The organism is Leclercia adecarboxylata (genome assembly GCF_006171285.1).
In the GTDB taxonomy this organism is placed as follows: domain Bacteria; phylum Pseudomonadota; class Gammaproteobacteria; order Enterobacterales; family Enterobacteriaceae; genus Enterobacter; species Enterobacter barmai.
This window is the reverse complement of the sequence record NZ_CP040889.1, coordinates 983,348-1,001,892: the sequence shown is the minus strand read 5'-3', so window position 1 is coordinate 1,001,892 and position 18,545 is coordinate 983,348. Positions and strand designations below refer to the sequence as shown.

Here is an 18,545-nt window from a genome sequence, read left to right as displayed (position 1 = left end):
CTGTTACCTCGCCTCAGACGAGGAAGTGGATATGTTTTTTGCCATGGTCGGGGGAGAGTTCAATACGGGTTTTCACCCGGAATATCTCCCACAGCAGCTCTTCGGTCAGGATCGCCTGCGGCGTACCGCTGGCCACCACGCGCCCTTTCTGCATCACGATCAGCGCATCGCAGAACATGGAGGCGTGGTTAAGATCGTGAATGGCGACGATGCTGGTGACCGGAAGCTGGCTGATCAACTGCATCAGCTGCATCTGATGGTGGATGTCGAGGTGGTTGGTGGGTTCATCCAGCAGGATTTCGGTCGGCATCTGCGCCAGCGCCCGGGCAATGTGCACCCGCTGGCGCTCACCGCCGGAGAGGCTCAGCCAGCCCTGCTCGCTGTGATGCAGCATATCCACCGTCTTCAGCGCCTGGGTGACCGTTTCGTCATCCTGCGCCGTCCAGCCGGAGAACGGGGAGTGGTGCGGAATACGCCCCAGCTTGACCACGTCACGCACGCGCATGTTGGCGTCGGTCATCCCGTGCTGTTCCACAAAAGCGACCCGACGGGCGAGCTGTTTTTTCGGGATGCCGGTGATGCTTTTGCCGTCCACCGCGACGGTGCCGCTATGGGGGCGGCGTAAACCAGCCAGGATCCGCAGCAGCGACGATTTGCCGGAGCCGTTTGGCCCCAGCAGGCCCACGGTCTGCCCCTGGGATACCGACAGCGAGACATTATCAACGATGACCTTTTTACCCACCTTCCAGGTGATATTTTCAGCAGTGATGCTCATCACTTATTCCTTGAACGATAGATAATCACGGCAAAGAACGGCACGCCCACCAGCGCGGTGACGACGCCGACCGGCAGGCTTTGCGGGGCGATCAGCAGGCGGGAGGCGATATCCGCCAGCACCATCAGGATGGCACCCGCCAGCGCGCTGGCGATAAGCAGTGTGCGGTGCAACGGCCCAAAGAAGAAGCGCATCATGTGCGGTACCACCAGGCCGACAAAGCCGATGGAGCCCGCCATGCTGACGATGGTTGCCGTCATTAAGGCGGTGACGATAAACAGGATCAGGCGTACCCAGGGCACGGCGATCCCGAGCGAGGCGGCGGCATCGTCGCCAAAGGTGAAGGCGTCCAGCGCCCGGGCGTAATAAAGACAGATCGCCAGACCCACCAGCACCGCAACCAGAACCAGCTGGAATTCCGGCCATCTCACGCCGCTAAAACTGCCCAGCAGCCAGAACATCACGTCACGTGCCTGCTGCGCGCTGGCCGAGGTGCTGACGGTCCAGGCGGTAATGGCGTTAAACAGCTGCGAGGCGGCGACCCCGGCAAGAATAGTGCGCTCGCTGCCGCCACGGGCGCCGTTGGTCAGCAGGGCCACAAACGCGAAGGCGGTAAACGCCCCGGCAAAGGCCCCGGCGGAAAGGGTAACGGCACCGCTGCCAATGCCCAGCACCACCACGGAGACCGCACCGGTTGACGCCCCGGCTGAAACGCCCAGCACGTAAGGTTCGGCGAGGGCGTTTTTCAGCAGGCTTTGCAGCACCGCGCCGCAGATAGCCAGACCGGCACCGCAGCAGGCCGCTACCAATGCCCGGCTCAGGCGAAAATCCCAGATCACGCTCTCGTAGATGCGATTGAGCGGCTCCGCGGTTAAGCCCATTTTATTGGTAATGGCGTAGAACACGCTCTGCAGGGGGATTGCCAGTTCCCCCACGCTGACGCCAAAGGCGATAACCAGCAGCAGCGCCACCACTGCCAGGAGACCCGACGCCGGCCTCAGCCAGTTCAGCCGGGTCTGTTGAACCACGGCGGTCATTAATTCAGTCCCATCTTTCTGAGCTGTTCAGCAATCTGTTCCGCGCCGTAGATGGTGCGGATGGTCGGGTTCATGGCCTGGCCGTCCATCACCACAATGTGACCTTTTTTCACCGCATCCAGCTGGCTGACGGCCGGATCGCTCTTCAGGAATTTGATTTTTTCCTCGGCGTTATCCAGCGCCCAGCGGTTGCGGTCGAGGCTGGAGACCACGATCACGTCCGGGTTAGCGGCGATAATGCTCTCCCAGCCCACGGTCGGCCATTCGGTTTCGGAGGTGATGGCGTTGTGGCCGCCCAGCACGTTGGCGATAAAGCCGGAGGCGCTGTTTTTCCCGCCGACGTAGGCGTCAGAGGAAGGGGAGGAGCTGGAGAACCAGAAGACGAACGACAGGTCTTTTTTGCTTTTGCTGAATTCAGCGCGCAGGTCGGCTTCGCGCTTTTTGAAATCGGCGATCAGGGCCTGGCCGCGATCTTCGACGTTGAAGATTCTGGCGAAATCTTCGATCTCTTTATACAGGAAGCTCATGTCCCACAGCTTCTGGCGGCTGCCGTACATATCGCCAATCTCTTTTTTGGTGGCGCACATGCCCGGCGACATATAGCTGTTCACGCCGACGGTGGCGAGATCTTCGCGTTTGGCGACTTTACTCTCTGGCCCCAGCAGCAGCGGCAGCTGCGCCGGAACGAAGTCCGGGTTTTGCGCCAGGATGGATTCCAGGGTCGGGATCTCGACGGTCAGCGTTTTGACTTTCTTGTTCTTCTCAGCGAGTTCAGGCAGCACTTTGGTCGGCCAGAAGGCGCTGGCGGCGACCTTATCTTCCAGGCCCAGCAGCAGGAGAATCTCTACGGTGTTCTGCCCCAGCGCGACCACGCGTTCCGGTGCTTTAGTGAAGGTTTCTTTATATCCGCAATTCTCAATCGTCAGAGGGTATGTGGTCGCAAAGGCAGAACCGGCTGTCGCGATCAGCAATCCTAATGCGCTGATGACCTTTTTCATGAAACGCTATCCTTCATTAATTTATCTATGACAGCCCGAAGCCTGGCTGAGAATGAATATCATTTATTACGGCGGAGTTTTATACAATGATATATTCATGGTGTCAATGAATGATAGTAACGCACTGAAATTATAAATTTTGGATGGGTTTTGTAGGCCGGGCAGCAGAGCGCCGCCCGGCAAAAAGGGCGGGTTAATCCAGATCGGCACCGTTGCTGGCGATCACTTTTTTATACCACCAGAACGATTTTTTGCGTTTGCGATCGAGGGTACCGTTGCCGGCATCATCGCGATCGACATAGATAAAGCCGTAGCGCTTGCTCATCTCGCCCGTTGACGCGGCCACCAGATCGATACAGCCCCAGCTGGTGTAGCCCATCAGCGGAATGCCGTCTTCTATCGCCTCGCCCATCGCGCGGATATGCTCCCGCAGGTAGCTGATGCGGTAGTCGTCATTGATCTCGCCGTTAGCGTCAATCTCATCCTTCGCTCCCAGACCGTTCTCTACCAGGAACAGCGGCTTCTGGTAGCGGTCGTACATCATGTTCATGGTGATACGCAGGCCCAGCGGGTCGATGCCCCAGCCCCACTCGCTCACCTCAATGTGCGGGTTACGCAGGGATTTAACGATGTTGGCCGCGCTGGTGTTGTTGGCATTCATGTCCGCCGAGGCGCAGCGCGAGGCGTAATAGCTGAACGAGACAAAATCGACGGTGTTTTTCAGCAGCTCGTCATCGCCAGGATCTTTGACAATCACCACCCCTTTTTCGCGGAACACGCGGGCTGAGTAGGCCGGGTAACTGCCGCGGGCCTGGACGTCGATAAAGAACAGGTTTTCACGATCTTTTTCCAGCGCCATCCACACGTCTTCCGGTTTGCAGGAGTACGGGTAGAAGTTGCCCCCCGCCAGCATGCAGCCGACCTGGTGCTCAGGGTTGACCTCGTGGGCGATTTTGGTTGCCAGCGCGCTGGCAACCAGCTCGTGGTGCGCCGCCTGGTACTTCACCTGATCCTCGTTTTCGCCTTCCTCAAACACCAGCCCTGCACCGGAGAACGGGCTGTGCAGCATAATGTTGATCTCGTTGAAGGTGAGCCAGTACTTCACCAGCCCGTTGAACTCCTCGAAACAGGTGCGCGCATAGCGGGCGAAGAAGTCGACCATCTTGCGGTTGCGCCAGGAGCCGTATTCGGTGACCAGATGCATCGGCACGTCGAAGTGGCACAGGGTCACCAGCGGCTCGATGTTGTACTTTTTGCACTCCTCGAATACCGCCCGGTAAAAGGCAATGCCTTCTTTATTAGGCAGCGGTTCGTCGCCGTTCGGGTAGAGACGGCTCCAGGCAATCGAGGTGCGAAAGACCGTGAAGCCCATCTCGGCCATTAAGGCGATATCTTCCTTATAGCGATGGTAGAAATCGATCGCGTCGTGGCTGGGATAGAACTCGTCGTCACGCAGCGAAAAGCGTTTTTCCTTGCCGACCTTCACCGCCAGACGGTTGGCGCCGTGGGGGATCATGTCGACGGTGGTCAGGCCCTTGCCGCCTTCGCGGTACGCGCCTTCGCTCTGGTTAGCGGCCAGTGCGCCGCCCCATAAAAATCCTTGTGGAAAAACTGACATTCTTACCTCGCTATAAATTTATGCTTGTGCTGCTTTGGCCTGAACCGGTGCGGATTGCAGCGCGCGGGCTTTTTCTGCTTCGTCTTCAACCGGGATATCTTCAAAGCCCAGGATCAGGGTCAGCACGAAAGAGAGCACCACGGCCAGGGCCATCACCCCGAATACCCAGACGATGGACATCGGGTTAGCCGGGTCAAAGAACTGGACGCTGGTAAACAGGCCCGGTGCCGCCATCGAGTGGCTGGCAAGCCCGGCGATCCCGGCGACGGCGCCGCAGATAAAGCCGCTGATCAGGCTCGCAATGAGCGGACGTTTCAGGCGAACCGCCACGCCGTACAGCGCCGGTTCAGAGATCCCCGCCATAATCGCGGAAGCCGCTGCCGCCAGCGCCGTCTGGCGCAGTTCCGGGTTTTTCGTTTTCCATGCGACCGCCAGCGATGAACCGCCGAGGGACAGGTTGGCGCCGATTTCAGACGGCATCACCATTCCCTCTTTGCCGGTTTCGGCAATGGTCTGAATGATGGTTGGGGTAAAGACGCGGTGCATCCCGGTCATCACCAGCAGCGGCCACAGTGCGCCCATGATGGCGACAGAGAGCCAGCCCAGATAGCCGTGGATGGTGTAAACCAGCGCGGAGATGGCGCTACCGATCCAGATCCCCAGCGGTCCAATCAGGACGATGGCGAGCGGGGCGGCGATCAGGACGATCAGCATCGGCTTCAGGAAGTTTTTGGTAACGGCCGGGGTAATTCTGTCCACCCAGCGCTCGATATACGACAGGCACCAGGTCATGACCAGCGCTGGGATCACCGTGTAGGTATATTTCACCGCCGTTACCGGCACAAACGCGAACTCAACGTGCTCGCCCTGCGCCGCTTTGGCCATCAGCTCGATAAAGCTTGGGTGAACCAGCACGCCCGCAATGGCGATCGCCAGCGACATGTTGGTCTTAAATTTCACGGCAGCAGAGGCGGCCACCATCAGCGGCAGGAAGAAGAACGCGCCGTCGCCGATCACCGTCAGAATGGTCAGCGTTGGTTCGCCTTTGGTCAGCACGCCGGTCATCTCAAGGATCATCGCCAGCAGTTTGACCATCGACCCGCCGATGATCGCTGGGATCAGCGGAGACATGGTGCCGATCAGCGCATCAAGAATGCCCGCGCCAACGCGTCTGAAGGTCAGCTTTTGCGGCCCCTGCGGCGCGGCAGGCTGTAGCCCGGCGGGCAGCAGGCTCACCACCTCGCGGTACGCCTGAGAAACGGTATTGCCGATGATCACCTGGCACTGGTTGTCGTTGCGCACTACCCCCAGCACGCCGCTGATGCTCTTAAGCGTGGCGCTGTCGATCAGGCTCTCGTCTTTCGCCACGAAGCGCAGCCGGGTCATACAGTGGGTGACGGCGACAATGTTGTCTTTGCCGCCGAGCGCGCTGACAACGGCATTCGCCAGCGCAGCATAGTTTTTGGCCATCGGGTTGTATCCTGTTTTATCAGTAAGGTACGTCTTCATCGGGGTGAGCGATGAAACTTATATAGGAAACCGGTTCCACAAAATCATGAAGAGTTTCATGTGATCAAACAAGATCACGTTTTAGCCATTTTTTAGATTCGTGACGGCGATCACCTGTGACGTTAAAAAGCCTGCGATCGACGCTGCGACAATTTTCACGCGGTGCAGTACACTGCCGCTCATCAGATTCAGACGGAACAGATGCATGACCACGATGCTGGAAGTGGCGAAGCGGGCAGGGGTCTCGAAGGCGACGGTTTCCCGGGTGCTTTCGGGCAATGGCTACGTGAGCCAGGAGACAAAAGACAGGGTTTTTCAGGCGATTGAAGAGAGCGGCTACCGGCCCAACTTGCTGGCGCGCAACCTGGCGACCAAAAGCACGCAGACCCTCGGGCTGGTGGTGACCAACACCCTCTACCACGGGGTCTATTTCAGCGAACTGCTGTTCCACGCGGCGCGAATGACCGAGGAAAAAGGGCGTCAGCTGATCCTCGCCGACGGCAAGCACAGCGCCGATGAAGAGCGGGCCGCGATCCAGTATCTGCTGGATATGCGCTGCGATGCGATCATCATCTATCCGCGTTTTCTCAGCGTCGATGAGATGGACGAGATCATCCAGAAGCACGAGCAGCCGGTGATCGTGCTCAACCGTCGTCTGCGCAAAAACAGCAGCCACTGCGTCTGGTCAGATCATAAAGCCTCCAGCCAGGCGGCGGTATCAACCCTTATCGAACAGGGCCATCGCGATATCGCGTTTATTACCGGATCGCTGGATTCCCCCACCGGGATTGAACGTCTTTCCGGCTACAAAGATGCCCTTGCTGCCCACCGTATTCCCCTGCGCGAATCGCTGATTGTCGAAGGCAAATGGAACCCTGCCAGCGGCGCGGCTGGCGTGGCAACGCTACTGGCGCGCGGCGAGCGCTTTACCGCGCTGGTGGCGAGTAATGACGATATGGCGATTGGCGCCATCAAACAGCTTCACGACAGCGGGGTTGCCGTACCGGAAGCGGTATCGGTAATAGGTTTCGATGACATTGCGATGGCGCCGTACATTGTGCCGTCGCTCTCCAGCGTGCGCGTGCCGGTGACCGAGATGGTGAAAGAGACCATCAGCCGTCTGATCTTTATGCTCGATGGCGGGGACTTCACCTTCCGCCAGACCTTCGCCGGAGAGCTGATCCTGCGGGATTCCGCCATCCCCGGTCCGCACCGCTGATCTACAGGGCAGCCGGGGGCAGCCAGGCGCGGGTAAAGTCGAGCCAGCCCCCCGCGGTCAGCACCATATCCTGCACGTTTTCCAGGGCGTTGATCCGGTAGCGATAGTGGAACAGCGGCGTGCAGCGGCCTTCCGCCAGCAGGCGCTGGAAAAAGGGCGTCAGGTGCGCGTCAAACTGCGCTTCGCTGTGGCTGTGTTGCATCAGGCGCGCTTTCTCCTGCTGCCAGCGATCCTCCCCCAGTGCCGTAGCCCAGGCCGGCTCATAGATAAACCACTCCGCCAGCGCAAACCCGGCCATCCCGGTCGCCAGATGATCCCCCAGCAGCAGATCGGCATCCGCCAGCGTATCGGGGGCGTACCAGCCGTCACGATCTTTCCAGTCGGTGTGCAGCTCGCAGCCGCGCTGATGCAGCTGAACCCGCCACTTCTCTGCCAGTTCGCGCAATTCCGGCGTGTTATAGCACACCAGCCTCAAATGGGGCGGCAGCGCGATATCGGGCCCGGCGGGCAGGTCGGGAACCTGCAAGCCGGGAAGAATCTCGGTCTGCGTCTGAAGATCTTCTCGCCAGTCGAAGCACTGCTGGTTGAGGGTCAGCAGGCTCTGGCGCAGCCAGGCGGCAAGCGCGGCGGGCACCTTTGCATTGACCATCAACCACGCAAATCCACCGCTGGTGGAGGTGACCGCTTCCTGCGGGGCGTTGCCTTTACCCACCGTTATCCATGCCGGTTTATCGGTCGCCATGCCGGTACGCCAGAACTCAATGGCGTGCAGCAGCGGGTGGCCGGCAAAGTACCAGGGCTGGCGCTCGAGGCGCAGAAAATGCGAGTGGTGGCGGGCAATGGCGAACGGCCCTGCACCCACCTCAGGCTGTCGGGGATGCGGCAGACGGCAGACAGGATGCGCCAGGCGATGGGCCAGCAGGGCATCCGGCGCATGCAGGTACACCGCCAGACACCAGGGGGCGGCAAGAGTGACCGCGTCGATATGCAGTAATCCGCTGCTGCGGGCCGGATCGCCCAAAAGCTGCTGGACCGCGCTCAGGATGTCGTCATCGCTGACCGGCTGGCCGTTATGCCAGTGCGCGCCGCTGCGCAGGTAAAAATGCCAGCGCAGGCCGTCGTCAGAGCAGGCCCAGTGGTGCGCCAGGTCGGCAACCGGCTGCGCCTGGCCTGGTTCATAGCGGGTTAATCCGGCGTGGACCGCGCAGATGATATGTTGCTCGGCGCGCCGTCGGTGGAGCGCCGGATGCAGCGAGGTGAGCGGGCGGTACCAGGGAATGCGCAGCGTCGGCTGGTGCTTGAGCCATTTGCCGCCGAGAAACGGGGTGATGATGTGGTGCAGGCTGGCCGGGTCGCCGTCCGCCAGCTGTAGCGCGCTCTGATAATCTCCTTTCTCCAGGCAGGCATGCATCAGCGGGGCGCTGAGTTCGCTGGTGGTGACCAGACAGTGCAGGGTGGCGCGATGCCCGCGCCCCGCCTGGGCGCGCCAGCTTAGCCAGCCGCTTTCGGCCAGCTGGCGCAGCAGCGTGCGGGCGTGGCGTTCGCTGCACAGCGCCACCTCGGCCACTTCGGCGAGAGTGGTGAGCTCAGGCTCTGCGCCGTAGTGCTGATACAGCCGTTGATACTGACGGATCTTCTGGAGCTGGCGCATGGCGGCATCCCTGACAATGGCGTTGCGAAGAGTGTAGGGGGTTTTGCGGGATAATAAACAGTGCGGTTTGTTTTGCCGGGTGGCGGCTACGCCTTACCCGGCCTACAAAACCTTTGGTTCATGCAAGGCAATCAACGCTTGCTGACCGGCATCATAAGCTCGCGCAGGCGCTCAACGCGCGCTTCCGGGCTGAGATACAGCCAGCGAAACAGAATATGTTCATGTTGCTTTACCTGCCTGAACCAGGCAGCGAGATAGTTAATTTCTTTGGTGAAGTTGGCCATTTGTGTGGTCTCCGGCTAAGGAATACCGCTACAGCGTAGGCCCGAAAACAGGATTAAAACAGGACGCGGTTTTACAGCTGTTCCGCATTAAAAAAGCCCCGGGCACCGGGGCTGCAAATTGCAAAGACTGACAAGCATACAACGAGAAAGAGCAAGAGTTTGAGGGTTAAACCGGTAATGCTTTCAGCAGGGCGAAGGCCTCCTTCATGCGATCTTCACTGACCACGAAGGCGCGTAAATTGCCCTCGCTGTCGGCGCCTTTCGCCACCATTCCCTGCGCTTCGATGGCTAGCTGCCAGTTCAAATCCTGACGCTGGGTTTCGCCCGCCAGATGCAGCGGGAGTTCCGGCGTTTTGACCTTCACCAGCATGGCGGGCAGTTTCAGCGGGGTGTTGGCCCCGAGCAGGTTCTTCGCCAGATACATGGCGCTTAACTGGATCGGCTGCAGGAATGGCAGCACCTGACCGTTAATTTCGGCGCAGTCGCCCAGGGCATAGATGTCCGGCTGGGTGGTTTGCAGATAGCTGTCGACCTTCACGCCACGATTTGTTTCGGCCCCCGCGCGCTGGGCCAGCGCCGTTTCCGGACGCAGGCCGGTGGCGGCAATCACCACATCCACCTCAATGCAGCGGTCGCGGTCCAGCAGGGCGCAGATTCCGTTATCGGTTTGGGTCAGGCTTTGCAGCTGCGATTTTAACTGCAGATGCACGCCCATATCGGTCAGCCGATGTTGTAAGCGACTGCTCACTTCGGCTGGCATCAGCGCCGACAGAATGCTGGCGGAATGGTCAACCAGGGTGACCGCTTTCCCGGCCCGGCAAAAATCCATCGCCAGTTCGCTGCCGATAAGCCCCGCGCCGACAATCATCACGCGCTGTGCGTCACGCAGGGTGGTTTCACAGGCCCGGTACTCCATCTGGCTGTTCAGGGTCAGCATCAGCTCGCGACCGGGAACGGGCGGCACAAAGGCCGAAGCCCCGGTGGCCAGAACCAGTTTGTCATAGGACCACTGGTTATCTTTGCCTTTCACCACGTGCGCTGCGGCATCGATGTCGGTGACCCAGGTATACGGGAACATGCGCAGATTGAACTGTTCGGCAAACTCCCCCGCCGTCTGGCGGGTGAGGTCGTCGGCATGCTGGCGCTGGCTGATAACGTGGCTTAAGTCTGGCTTGTTGTACTCATCCATACTGTCCGCGGCGATCAGCGTCAGTGGAACGTTCGCATCCTGTTTACGGATATTTTTCACCAGCTGGCGGGCGGCGAAGCCCGAGCCGATAATCACGATCCCGTGGCTCATTTTGCCTCCGTTGCCAGTTCGTCAAAGACGTCTTTACCGAGGGAACATTCCGGGCACAGGAAGTTATCCGGTACCTCGCTCCACGGCGTGCCTGGCTGGACATCCTGCATTGGCTCACCTGTTGCCGGATCGTAGATCCACTGGCAGACGCTGCACTGCATGCGCGGGCCAAGGTCCGCAGCCGCGGCACAGGCGCTCTGAGCTGGTGTAGCCTGGCGGGTCGCTTCAGGCAGCGGAGCGAGCGCCCACTGACGTGCAATGTCGCGGCCATGCTGGCGGCAGACTTCCAGCGCATCCAGATCCGGACGCCACTTCGCCTTCAGGCTCATGGACATCTCAAAACCGGCGTCCTGCAGACGGGTGGAGAGACGGTCTACCGCGCCACCGCTCCAGCCGTGGGAGCCGAACGCGCTGGCGCGTTTGTTACGAAAGCGCAGGCCGGTCATCTCTTCAACCAGGCCGGCAATTTTCGGCATCATCACGTTGTTCATAGTGGACGTCCCCACCAGCACGCCTTTGGAGCGGAAGACGTTGGTCAGAATGTCGTTCTTGTCGCTGCGGGCCACGTTGAAGATCTTCACCGCCACGTTCGGGTCAACTTCGTTGATGCCCTGGGCAATGGCGTCGGCCATCATGCGGGTGTTGTTCGACATGGTGTCGTAGAAAATGGTGATGCGATCTTCCTGATAGTCCGCCGCCCATTTCAGGTACAGCTCGACGATCTGGGTTGGGTTGTCGCGCCATACCACCCCGTGGGAGGTAGCAATCATATCCACCGGCAGGTTAAAGCCGAGGATTTCGGTAATTTTTGGCGTGACCAGACGGCTGAACGGGGTCAGGATATTGGCGTAGTAGCGCTGGCACTGCTCGAACAGTTCGGCCTGATCCACTTCGTCATTGAACAGACGTTCGTCGCAGTAGTGCTGGCCGAAGGCGTCGTTACTGAACAGCACCGCGTCGCCGGTCATGTAGGTCATCATGCTGTCCGGCCAGTGCAGCATCGGGGTTTCAACGAAGATCAGCTGTTTGCCGTTGCCGATATCCAGTGAGTCACCGGTTTTCACCACGTTGAAATTCCACTCCGGGTGATGATGATGACCGGTGATGGAGTCGATGGCGTTAGCGGTGCAGTAGATTGGGGTGTCCGGGATGCAGGACATCAGTTCGGTCAGCGCCCCGGCGTGGTCTTCTTCCGCATGGTTAATGATGATGTAGTCGATATCGGCCAGGTCGATTTCGCTGCGCAGGTTCTGCACGAACTCACGGCTGAATTTATGATCGACGGTATCGATCAGGACGTTTTTTTCTTCCCGGATGAGATAGCTGTTGTAGCTGCTGCCGCGCAGCGTTTTGTATTCCGTTCCGTGAAAATCACGAACTTCCCAGTCACGTTGGCCAACCCAATGAATATTATTTTTAACCAGAATAGACATAGCAACCTCAACTTAATACAGCGAAATTAAACGAAAGATGTAAGGGTAATTGCAGGTTGCGTGCCAGTTTTTTAACTCATTAATTCATAACGCTTTTAAAAATAACACCGCTTTAAGGGTAGTCAATTTGACTCTCTCTGATACAGTCAATATGACATTATGCATTGTCAAAATGACAGTGAGGCGAGAATGAGTTTTTCTGTAGAGGTACTGGCGAAAATCGCCATTGAATTACAGAGCGGGATCGGTCATCAGGATCGCTTTCAGCGGCTGATCTCCACCCTGCGCCACGTGCTGGATTGCGATGCCTCGGCGCTGCTGCGCTATGAAGGGCGGCAGTTTATTCCGCTGGCCATCGACGGGCTGGCGCAGGACGTACTGGGGCGGCGCTTTACCCTTGAGGGCCATCCCCGGCTGGAGACCATCGCCCGCGCCGGGGACGTGGTGCGTTTCCCGGCCGACAGCGACCTGCCCGATCCTTACGATGGCCTGATCCCCGGCCAGGAGAGCCTGAAAGTGCACGCCTGTATCGGCCTGCCGCTGTTTGCCGGGCAGAACCTGATTGGTGCCCTGACCCTCGACGGCATGTCGCCGGACCAGTTCGATACCTTCAGCGATGAAGAGCTCCGTCTGATTGCCGCTTTGGCCGCCGGGGCGCTGAATAATGCCCTGCTGATTGAACAGCTGGAGAGCCAGAACAGCCTCTCCACCCGCCCGGCGGGATTTGAACCGGTGAAAAGCACCGAGATGATCGGCCTGTCGCCGGGCATGATGAGCCTGAAAAAAGAGATTGAGATCGTTGCCGCCTCTGACCTCAACGTGCTGATCGAGGGCGAAACCGGCACCGGTAAAGAGCTGGTGGCAAAAGCCATCCACGAGGCTTCTCCCCGGGCGGTGAATCCGCTGGTCTATCTCAACTGCGCCGCGCTGCCGGAAAGCGTGGCGGAGAGCGAGCTGTTCGGCCACGTCAAAGGGGCCTTTACCGGCGCCATCAGCAACCGCAGCGGCAAGTTTGAAATGGCCGATAACGGCACGCTGTTTCTTGATGAGATTGGCGAGCTGTCCCTGGCATTGCAGGCCAAGCTGCTGCGCGTGCTGCAGTATGGCGATATCCAGCGGGTGGGGGATGACCGAAGCCTGCGGGTTGACGTGCGGGTGCTGGCAGCCACCAACCGCGATCTGCGCGAAGAGGTGCTGGCCGGGAACTTCCGCGCCGACCTGTACCACCGTCTGAGCGTGTTTCCGCTTTCGGTGCCGCCGCTGCGCGAGCGTGGTGAAGATGTGGTCCTGCTGGCGGGCTATTTCTGCGAGCAGTGCCGGCTGCGGATGGGATTATCCCGGGTGGTGCTGAGCCCGGGTGCCCGGGCGCATCTGCTGAGCTACGGCTGGCCGGGAAACGTGCGCGAGCTGGAACATGCCATTCACCGGGCGGTAGTGCTGGCCCGGGCGGCGCGGGCAGGGGATGAAGTGGTGATCCACGCCCGGCATTTTGCCCTGCATGATGAGAGCACGCCCGTGACGATGACTGAAACGCCGGTGATTGCGAACCAGAACCTGCGCGAAGCGACGGAGGAATTTCAGCGTCAGATGATCGCCCGGACGCTGGATCAGAACAGCCGCAGCTGGGCGGCGAGCGCCCGGGCGCTGGAGACAGACGTCGCCAACCTGCACCGGCTGGCTAAACGTCTGGGTCTGAAGGGCTAGAGAATGCCTGCCTGGTAGAAATCCTGCAGGTTAATGGCACCGCACAGGCGGCCATTGCCGTCCACTACCGGCGCGGCGGTGATCTTGCGCTTCATCAGCTGCTCTTTGGCTTCAATGGCGCGGCTTTCGGCGTTCAGGGTCAGGCCGCCGGTGGTCATGGCGCTGCTGACCGCAATCTCCAGCTTGCCGCCGCCCACCAGCCAGCGGCGCAGGTCGCCGTCGGTGAAGACCCCTTTGACCTGCTGGTCGTCATCGCAGACCGCCACCAGCCCCAGCCCGGTACGGCTCAGCTCCAGCATCGCATCCATCACGCTGGTGTTGAGTTTCACCTGCGGGATGGCCTCGTCGGTACGCATCAGGTGATGCACCTTATTCAGCAAACGCGCCCCAAGGGCCCCCGCCGGGTGAGAGCGGGCAAAATCTTCTTCATTAAAGCCGCGCGCCTGCATGACCGCCATCGCCAGCGCATCGCCCATCATAAGTGTGTTGACGGTGCTGGAGGTCGGGGCGAGGTGCATCGGGCAGGCTTCGCGCTCAACCGAAATATCCAGCGTGGCTTTGGCGGCCAGCGCCAGCGGCGAGCGGGACTTGCCGGTCATCGCCAGCAGCGCCACCGATTTTTCCTGCAGACGGGGGAGGATCAGATCCAGCTCTTTTGCCGAGCCGGAGTAGGAGATAAACAGCAGCACGTCGCGGCTTTCGATCATCCCCAGATCGCCGTGCAGCGCTTCAGCGGGATGAACAAAAAAGGACGGCGTGCCGGTGCTCGCCAGCGTGGCGGCAATCTTCTTGCCGATATGCCCGGATTTACCGATGCCCGAGACAATCACTTTCCCTTCGCACTGAATAATGGTGTTGGCCGCGCGCACGAACTCCTCGCCCAGACGGTCCGGCAGGCGGCTGGCTTCCTGCAGTTCCAGCAGTAAGGTCTGGCGTCCCGCGTTTAACAGAAAATCACTCATCTCTCTCTCCGGTTACAATCACGTCGATTCCTTTCTCTTCCAGCGCTTTTTTGAACGCCGGATCGATACCCGCGTCGGTGATCAGCTTATCGACGCTCTCCAGGCTACAGACAATATTCGGGCTTTTACGGCCAAACTTCGACGAGTCCGCCATCAGGATCACCTCCCGGGCGGCGTTGCACATCGCTTTACTGACGCTGAACACTTCGTTGAAGGTCGTCACGCCCGCATTGAGATCGATGCCGTCGGTGCCCATAAACAGCCGGTCGAAGCTGAAATGATCGAAGGCGTTTTCAGCCAGCTGACCGTGAAACGAGGCGGATTTTTTACGGAAGGTGCCGCCGGGCATCAGGATGGTCTGTTCGTTATCGAATTCGGACAGGGCGTTGACGATATGCAGGCTGTTGGTCATTACCGTGATGTTATTAAAGCGGCTCAGCATCGGCACCATCTGCAGGACCGTACTGCCTGCATCGAGGATAATCGAGTCGCCGTCGTGGATAAATTTTACCGCGGCGTCGGCGATCAACGCTTTCTGATGGGTGTTGATCAGCGTCTTGTGATCGATAGGCGGGTCGGCCTCGTCTTTATTCAGCACCACGCCGCCATAGGTACGGATCACCGCCCCGGAATTTTCCAGAATCACCAGGTCCTTGCGGATCGTGGTGCCGGTGGTGTCAAAGTAGTGGGCCAGATCCTCAACCGAGCACTTTCCCTGTTTTTGCAGATGGTCGAGTATGGCCGCCTGCCGCTGGCGGGGTTTCATAGGCGTTGAATTCCTCAGGTTGCGAAATGATAATTTCGCAAGCTTATAACGTTCACAACGAAATTATCCATGTTTCAATTTAAGCGCTAATGATAGTGCATCCTGGCAGAGTGAATCATTGGGAAAGATCACATCGGGCTCTAATTCCTGCCACGACATGCCGTTGATTGCCTGGATTTTAGTCGGACGGGCAAAGACCGTCATCCCGCGCATGATCAGGGAGTCGCAGACGTTGTTGTTTTCATCCAGCGCGATGGCGACGATCACCCGGGGTTTGAAGCGTCCGCCGGAACGCCCGACGCCCACGCGACCACGCTGGCACAGCGCGTCAAACGCGCGGTTAAAGCGGTGGATTTGCCAGCCGCCCAGCGCCAGCTGGCCGAGCCAGGCGATAACGGCGACGGTAATCAGAGTAGTGACCATATGTAGCTCCTGTGGAATTGCCGGGTGGCGGCTGCGCCTTACCCGGCCTACGGTTGGCTTCTCCAGGCCCGGTAAGCGAAGCGCCACCGGGCGTTTATGCACAATCAGAACATCACCTGCCCGCCGGTGACATTTATCGACTGCCCGGTGCAATAAGATGCTTTCGGGCTGGCGTAAAACAGCAGCATATTCAACACGTCCTGGTAGTCGCACCCGCGCTTCAGTGGCACTTTATCGATGTAATACTGCTCCACCTGATCCTCATGAATGCCCAGTTTGGTCGCGTACTGCGGCAGCAGGGACTGGAACATCGGCGATTTCAGCAGGTTGCCGAGCATCAGCGAATGCACGGTGATGCCGTACTCCGCCAGATCCAGCGCCAGGGACTGCGTCAGCCCCACACCGCCGAACTTAGCCGCGCTGTAGCCGGAGTTGTGCTTGCTGCCCACTTTGCCGGATTTGGAGTTGATCTGAATGATGCGCCCGGCAATGCCGTCGCGGATCATCAGGCGCGAGAACTCCCTGGCGCAGAGGAAATAGCCCACCAGGTTCACCTGCAACGAGCGGTCGAAATCCCCCAGCTCCACGTCGCTGATAAACGCCGCTTTGGCGATCCCGGCGCTGTAGACCAGCAGGTCGGTGCGACCAAAAATCTCGTCCACGCCGCGGGCGAGGGCCAGCACGCTCTGCTCGCTGGTGGCGTCTGCGCCAAAGCCCCAGGCCATCCCCTGACCGAACTCGGTGTTGATGGCGTCCGCCACGCGGGCGGCTTTTTCACTCTGAATATCGACAACCGCCACGCGGTAACCTTCTGCGGCAAGCCCACGGCAGAGGAACTCGCCTAAGGTTTGTCCTCCACCAATGACAACGGCAACCTGACTCATATTTCTCTCCTTAATTACGCAACAAACTTTAATGTGCAGCCTGGGGTAACAGCCTGCGGAACCGGGCCATCCACGTGAACCGTGCCGGGATATTCCGCCTGCGGCTGGCCGTCAAAACGCAGGGTGATGTGGCCCAGCTCGCGCAGGTTCTGTCCGGCCACGTCGCCGACGGCGGTCACGGCATAGCGCGTCTCACCCAGCTCCAGATGGCTACCGGCCTTGAGCTCGCCGTTCATCTCGCCGTGGCAATGGATAAAGCAAAACTCTTCGATATCTGCCGGGGCCCCTTCACGGAAGGTAATCAGCATCTGGTCGCAGAGCGCATCCGGGGCGCTCTGGCCGATACGGGTAATGGTGGTCTGGTATATCACGCTCATCACATAAACCTCTTATTGATAAATAAAGCCGGAGACGAACCAGGCAATCAGCACCGTTGGCGCGCCGGTCAGGAAGCGGCTCACCAGCACCGAAGGCACGCCGACGCGCACGGTGTCCTGGCGCGCTTCGGCCAGCGACAGTCCCACCGGGATAAAATCGCAGGCGGCCTGGGCGTTAATGGCAAACAGCGCGGGCAGGGCGAGGTGCGGGGGAATATTGCCGAGCCCGATCTGCACGCCAATCAGCACGCCAATCACCTGGGCGATGACCGCGCCGGGGCCGAGGAACGGCGACAGCAGCGGGAAGGAGCAGATCAGCGCCAGGGTCACCAGCCCGAGTGGATGGCTGGCCAGCGGGGCCAGGCCGTGGGCGATCCAGTCCCCAAGGCCGGAAGCCATGATGATGCCGATCAGCGCCGAAACGAAGGCCATGAACGGCAGGATGGTTTTCAGCACCGTATCGATGGTGTCGCGCCCGGACTGGAACAGCACGGCAACCGCGGAGCCCATCCCCATACCTACTTTTGCCAGCAGGCCGTCGCTCTGCTCGGTGATCTTCTTGCTGGTGTCGTATTCGCGCGGCGCGCTCTTTTTCGCCGCAGCGGTGTCGTTCACCAGCGTAATGTTCTCTTCCTTCACGCCCGAGACGTAAATGTCCTCCAGAATATGTTGCGCCAGCGGGCCGGATTTGCCCGTCGAATGAATATTGACGGTGGGGATGCGCCGTTTCGGGTAGATGCCGCAGCGCAGGGTGCCGCCGCAGTCGATCACCGCTACGCCGATCTCCGCTTCCGGCGGCTCGCCCTCCTTAAAGCCGTCCACCGCTTCCCAGCCGGTGAGTTCGCGCAGCTTGTCGACAATGGCCGGGCGGGTGCCCGCAGTGATATAGACGATCTTTTTCTCGCCGCTGGCATCGAGTTCCAGCGGGCCGCCCCAGCCGCCAACGCCTTTTTCAATCCGGATACGGTTCATGCTGTGGCTCCCTTAAGCTGGACGTTCTGTTCAAGCTGGATGCCCATTTTCTTTTCGAAAATGGCGGTCGTGAGATCGGTCACCCAGCCGCGGAAGAAGTTGGTTACCAGGCCGACCAGCAGGTAGCTTACCGCCAGCGGGCCGAGCGGCAGGCCGAGGGTGGTCAGGCCGCTGGCGATCCCCAGATAGACGAACAGCTCGCCGGGGTTGATGTGCGGAAAAAGACCGTTCATTGAGTGGCAGCTGTAGGATGCCGCCGCGTAGTAGCTCGGTTTGTAGCGCTCGGGCATAAAGCGTCCGAGGCTCAGGGTCATGGGGTTGCAGAACACAAAGGTGCCGATGCAGGGCAGCAGCAGGTAGCGGGACACGGGATTCCCGGCGCAGCGCTGGGCCAGCTTTTCGATCCGGTGCTGGCCGATAAAGTTGATTAGCGCATTCATGATCACCAGCAGGCTGATCAGCAGCGGCAGAATGCCGGTGACCATGCTGGTAAAGACCTCGCCACCTTTCTGAAACAGCCCGATAAACCACTCGGCGCCGTGGGTGATGGTTTCTATCATTGTTTTCTCCTGTAGGGTGAGTTCTCTCTGGCGGAGTAATAATAATCACTTTGAAAGGTTTTAAAGTGTTAAA

General features: G+C 59.6%; 18 protein-coding genes. 2 read left to right on the top strand and 16 right to left on the bottom strand.

Annotated features, from left to right (window positions below; all coding sequences use genetic code 11):
* Positions 1-13: 13 nt before the first annotated feature.
* The 5 genes from FHN83_RS06520 to ascF all read right to left on the bottom strand — a co-directional run bounded on the left by FHN83_RS06520 (position 14) and on the right by ascF (position 5,898).
* Positions 14-775, bottom strand: a complete 762-nt coding sequence (locus FHN83_RS06520) for an ABC transporter ATP-binding protein (RefSeq protein ID WP_139563517.1) — start codon at positions 773-775, stop codon at positions 14-16.
* On the bottom strand, positions 775-1,812 hold the full coding sequence (locus tag FHN83_RS06515; protein ID WP_139563516.1) for a FecCD family ABC transporter permease: 1,038 nt from the start codon (positions 1,810-1,812) through the stop codon (positions 775-777). The genes FHN83_RS06520 and FHN83_RS06515 overlap by 1 nt, the downstream gene beginning before the upstream one ends.
* Complete coding sequence (locus FHN83_RS06510) at positions 1,812-2,810, bottom strand: ABC transporter substrate-binding protein (RefSeq protein ID WP_039029967.1); 999 nt, start codon at positions 2,808-2,810, stop codon at positions 1,812-1,814. The genes FHN83_RS06515 and FHN83_RS06510 overlap by 1 nt, the downstream gene beginning before the upstream one ends.
* Positions 2,811-3,003: 193 nt before the next feature.
* Entirely contained in the window at positions 3,004-4,428 is a 1,425-nt protein-coding gene (locus tag FHN83_RS06505; protein WP_138370567.1) for a 6-phospho-beta-glucosidase, read from the bottom strand.
* 18 nt (positions 4,429-4,446) lie between these two features.
* The gene (gene ascF / locus FHN83_RS06500; RefSeq protein ID WP_039029969.1) at positions 4,447-5,898 is read right to left on the bottom strand and encodes a PTS cellobiose/arbutin/salicin transporter subunit IIBC; all 1,452 of its coding nucleotides are present in this window, start codon (positions 5,896-5,898) and stop codon (positions 4,447-4,449) included.
* 244 nt (positions 5,899-6,142) lie between these two features.
* On the opposite strand from ascF, the gene FHN83_RS06495 reads away from it, so the two are divergent.
* On the top strand, positions 6,143-7,156 hold the full coding sequence (locus FHN83_RS06495) for a LacI family DNA-binding transcriptional regulator (protein WP_039029970.1): 1,014 nt from the start codon (positions 6,143-6,145) through the stop codon (positions 7,154-7,156).
* Position 7,157: 1 nt separating this feature from the next.
* Here the strand turns inward: FHN83_RS06495 and FHN83_RS06490 are convergent, their stop codons facing one another.
* The 4 genes from FHN83_RS06490 to norV all read right to left on the bottom strand — a co-directional run bounded on the left by FHN83_RS06490 (position 7,158) and on the right by norV (position 11,824).
* Entirely contained in the window at positions 7,158-8,807 is a 1,650-nt protein-coding gene (locus FHN83_RS06490; RefSeq protein WP_139563515.1) for an SgrR family transcriptional regulator, read from the bottom strand.
* A 131-nt stretch (positions 8,808-8,938) separates the two neighbouring features.
* Positions 8,939-9,091, bottom strand: coding sequence for a hypothetical protein (locus FHN83_RS28170; RefSeq protein ID WP_176556479.1), 153 nt, complete (start codon positions 9,089-9,091; stop codon positions 8,939-8,941).
* 166 nt (positions 9,092-9,257) lie between these two features.
* Complete coding sequence (gene norW / locus FHN83_RS06485; protein ID WP_139563514.1) at positions 9,258-10,391, bottom strand: NADH:flavorubredoxin reductase NorW; 1,134 nt, start codon at positions 10,389-10,391, stop codon at positions 9,258-9,260.
* On the bottom strand, positions 10,388-11,824 hold the full coding sequence (norV, locus tag FHN83_RS06480) for an anaerobic nitric oxide reductase flavorubredoxin (RefSeq protein ID WP_139563513.1): 1,437 nt from the start codon (positions 11,822-11,824) through the stop codon (positions 10,388-10,390). Before norV ends, norW begins: the two co-directional genes overlap by 4 nt.
* Positions 11,825-12,013: 189 nt before the next feature.
* Between norV and norR the strand changes: the two genes are divergently transcribed.
* The gene (gene norR / locus FHN83_RS06475; RefSeq protein ID WP_039029974.1) at positions 12,014-13,528 is read left to right on the top strand and encodes a nitric oxide reductase transcriptional regulator NorR; all 1,515 of its coding nucleotides are present in this window, start codon (positions 12,014-12,016) and stop codon (positions 13,526-13,528) included.
* On the opposite strand, the gene gutQ is transcribed toward norR, so the two are convergent.
* The 7 genes from gutQ to srlA form a co-directional block, all read right to left on the bottom strand.
* Complete coding sequence (gene gutQ, locus FHN83_RS06470; protein WP_039029975.1) at positions 13,525-14,490, bottom strand: arabinose-5-phosphate isomerase GutQ; 966 nt, start codon at positions 14,488-14,490, stop codon at positions 13,525-13,527. The two genes, norR and gutQ, sit on opposite strands and share 4 nt — an antisense overlap.
* On the bottom strand, positions 14,483-15,256 hold the full coding sequence (gene srlR, locus FHN83_RS06465; RefSeq protein ID WP_039029976.1) for a glucitol operon DNA-binding transcriptional repressor SrlR: 774 nt from the start codon (positions 15,254-15,256) through the stop codon (positions 14,483-14,485). The genes gutQ and srlR overlap by 8 nt, the downstream gene beginning before the upstream one ends.
* 63 nt (positions 15,257-15,319) lie before the next feature.
* Entirely contained in the window at positions 15,320-15,679 is a 360-nt protein-coding gene (gene gutM, locus FHN83_RS06460; protein ID WP_039029977.1) for a transcriptional regulator GutM, read from the bottom strand.
* A gap of 104 nt (positions 15,680-15,783) precedes the next feature.
* Complete coding sequence (srlD, locus tag FHN83_RS06455) at positions 15,784-16,563, bottom strand: sorbitol-6-phosphate dehydrogenase (RefSeq protein ID WP_039029978.1); 780 nt, start codon at positions 16,561-16,563, stop codon at positions 15,784-15,786.
* Between the two features lie 14 nt (positions 16,564-16,577).
* The gene (gene srlB, locus FHN83_RS06450) at positions 16,578-16,940 is read right to left on the bottom strand and encodes a PTS glucitol/sorbitol transporter subunit IIA (protein WP_039029979.1); all 363 of its coding nucleotides are present in this window, start codon (positions 16,938-16,940) and stop codon (positions 16,578-16,580) included.
* Between the two features lie 12 nt (positions 16,941-16,952).
* Positions 16,953-17,912, bottom strand: a complete 960-nt coding sequence (locus FHN83_RS06445; protein WP_139563512.1) for a PTS glucitol/sorbitol transporter subunit IIB — start codon at positions 17,910-17,912, stop codon at positions 16,953-16,955.
* Positions 17,909-18,472, bottom strand: coding sequence for a PTS glucitol/sorbitol transporter subunit IIC (srlA, locus tag FHN83_RS06440; RefSeq protein WP_039029981.1), 564 nt, complete (start codon positions 18,470-18,472; stop codon positions 17,909-17,911). The genes FHN83_RS06445 and srlA overlap by 4 nt, the downstream gene beginning before the upstream one ends.
* Positions 18,473-18,545: the final 73 nt, after the last annotated feature.

Bases quoted from the DNA above. Each gene is read 5' to 3' on its own strand.
- FHN83_RS06520 (WP_139563517.1), bottom strand. From the start codon at position 775: ATGAGCATCACTGCTGAAAATATCACCTGGAAGGTGGGTAAAAAGGTC.
- FHN83_RS06515 (WP_139563516.1), bottom strand. From the start codon at position 1,812: ATGACCGCCGTGGTTCAACAGACCCGGCTGAACTGGCTGAGGCCGGCG.
- FHN83_RS06510 (WP_039029967.1), bottom strand. From the start codon at position 2,810: ATGAAAAAGGTCATCAGCGCATTAGGATTGCTGATCGCGACAGCCGGT.
- FHN83_RS06505 (WP_138370567.1), bottom strand. From the start codon at position 4,428: ATGTCAGTTTTTCCACAAGGATTTTTATGGGGCGGCGCACTGGCCGCT.
- ascF (WP_039029969.1), bottom strand. From the start codon at position 5,898: ATGGCCAAAAACTATGCTGCGCTGGCGAATGCCGTTGTCAGCGCGCTC.
- FHN83_RS06495 (WP_039029970.1), top strand. From the start codon at position 6,143: ATGACCACGATGCTGGAAGTGGCGAAGCGGGCAGGGGTCTCGAAGGCG.
- FHN83_RS06490 (WP_139563515.1), bottom strand. From the start codon at position 8,807: ATGCGCCAGCTCCAGAAGATCCGTCAGTATCAACGGCTGTATCAGCAC.
- FHN83_RS28170 (WP_176556479.1), bottom strand. From the start codon at position 9,091: ATGGCCAACTTCACCAAAGAAATTAACTATCTCGCTGCCTGGTTCAGG.
- norW (WP_139563514.1), bottom strand. From the start codon at position 10,391: ATGAGCCACGGGATCGTGATTATCGGCTCGGGCTTCGCCGCCCGCCAG.
- norV (WP_139563513.1), bottom strand. From the start codon at position 11,824: ATGTCTATTCTGGTTAAAAATAATATTCATTGGGTTGGCCAACGTGAC.
- norR (WP_039029974.1), top strand. From the start codon at position 12,014: ATGAGTTTTTCTGTAGAGGTACTGGCGAAAATCGCCATTGAATTACAG.
- gutQ (WP_039029975.1), bottom strand. From the start codon at position 14,490: ATGAGTGATTTTCTGTTAAACGCGGGACGCCAGACCTTACTGCTGGAA.
- srlR (WP_039029976.1), bottom strand. From the start codon at position 15,256: ATGAAACCCCGCCAGCGGCAGGCGGCCATACTCGACCATCTGCAAAAA.
- gutM (WP_039029977.1), bottom strand. From the start codon at position 15,679: ATGGTCACTACTCTGATTACCGTCGCCGTTATCGCCTGGCTCGGCCAG.
- srlD (WP_039029978.1), bottom strand. From the start codon at position 16,563: ATGAGTCAGGTTGCCGTTGTCATTGGTGGAGGACAAACCTTAGGCGAG.
- srlB (WP_039029979.1), bottom strand. From the start codon at position 16,940: ATGAGCGTGATATACCAGACCACCATTACCCGTATCGGCCAGAGCGCC.
- FHN83_RS06445 (WP_139563512.1), bottom strand. From the start codon at position 17,912: ATGAACCGTATCCGGATTGAAAAAGGCGTTGGCGGCTGGGGCGGCCCG.
- srlA (WP_039029981.1), bottom strand. From the start codon at position 18,472: ATGATAGAAACCATCACCCACGGCGCCGAGTGGTTTATCGGGCTGTTT.